Genomic DNA, 1,479 nt, shown 5'->3' with positions numbered 1-1,479 from the left:
CCCCCCCCGTTATCCAACACATTCACGGTGTTGCCGCTGACCCCCGCGGTGAGGACCTCTTCATAGCCACCCACGGAGGACTCTTCACCCTCACTCCTGAAGGTGCGATCGCCGGTCCCATCGGAGGCCACGATTTCGATGCGATGGGCTTTACCGTCCTCGACGACGCCCTCTTCGCATCCGGTCACCCGGGCACACAGACACCCGCAGAGCTCGGCTCCCCGAACCTAGGTGTCATTCGTAGTGACGACTTCGGCGAATCGTGGTCACCGATCGCCCTCACTGGCAGTACGGACTTCCATGTCCTCACCGCCGGACCAGACGGCACTCTCTACGGGATCGCCTCCGATGGCGTCGATCTGCTCATCAGCACTGACGACGGTCTCGAATGGACCCGCGGCGCAACACTTGCCGCGGCAGACCTCGCCGCCACCGGCGACGGTCTCTACGCCGCCGCGGAAGAAGGACTGCTCCTCAGCACCGACAACGGCGCCACCTTCACCCCCGTCGCCGACGCCCCGCTGCTCTACACACTCGACGCCAAACCCAATGGCTCGCTCGCAGGAGTCGGAACCGACGGTGCCCTCTGGTCACAGAACACCGAAGGAACATGGCAACGCCTCGACGCGCTTCAAGGGGCCGCTCAGGCCTTCACCGCGATCGATGACGAACGCTTCATCGTTGTCGACGACCGCGGCATCGTCCAGATCACAGCCGACGACACAACCATCCTCGCCCCCGCCCGGTAGAGAACGCCACCACCAGAACGGCCACCCATGGTCCCCCGCCGCAATCCCTTCCGACGCATATCCGTCTTCATCGCGTGCGCCACAGTCCTCGCCCTGCTTCTCGCCCTTGCGAGCTTCTACCTCATCGGAGCCATATTCAGATGACCCGCCACCTGCACCCAGCTCGGCACCGTCCACGAGCACACGTTCCCACGCGCACCAGCCACATGTCCCCACAGCGGCGTCACGATCGCCTCGTACGTATCGGGGCCTTCCTTCTCCTGGCCGCCGTCGCACTGATCGCAACTCATCTCCTCATCGACACAACCGTTCCAGACCAACGGTCACTCTGGGCATACACGCTCGGAAGCTACGAAACAGCGTTCATCCTCGCGATCGTCGGACTGGCGCTCGTGCTGCGTGAACCCCCGGGAGGCGCGGATGAATCTCAATGACTACTGGACCAACGCCTTTTGGTCCGTCATCCCCACGATCGCCGTCGTCGCAGCATTCTGGTTCGTCCTGCGGTCCATCATCAGAGCCGACCGCAACGAACGAAAAGCACACGCCAAGATCGAGCAACAACTCCGCGCGGAACGAAACCATCCTCGCCAACTCGCATCGGCGGACGACGAGCGAGACCCGCTACCTGAACGCCGGAAACGTCTGCCGAAAGCAGATACCGGCGAACGTTAACGGCGGGCGCACGATGACGGGCGACGCGAACTCGCCGGAAACGATCGTTTTCGGC

At 63.4% G+C, this 1,479-nt stretch carries 1 protein-coding gene; it reads left to right on the top strand.

The window, feature by feature from the left end; all coding sequences use genetic code 11:
- Positions 1–749 (top strand): F510_1955 family glycosylhydrolase (locus ACZ402_RS20210; RefSeq protein WP_465285940.1); only part of this gene is annotated, 749 nt, incomplete at its 5' end.
- Positions 750–1,479 lie beyond the last annotated feature (730 nt).

Source organism: Cellulosimicrobium sp. NPDC030954 (assembly GCF_055571305.1).
Note: the sequence above shows the minus strand (reverse complement) of the source record. Positions and strands in the feature narration are given on the sequence as shown.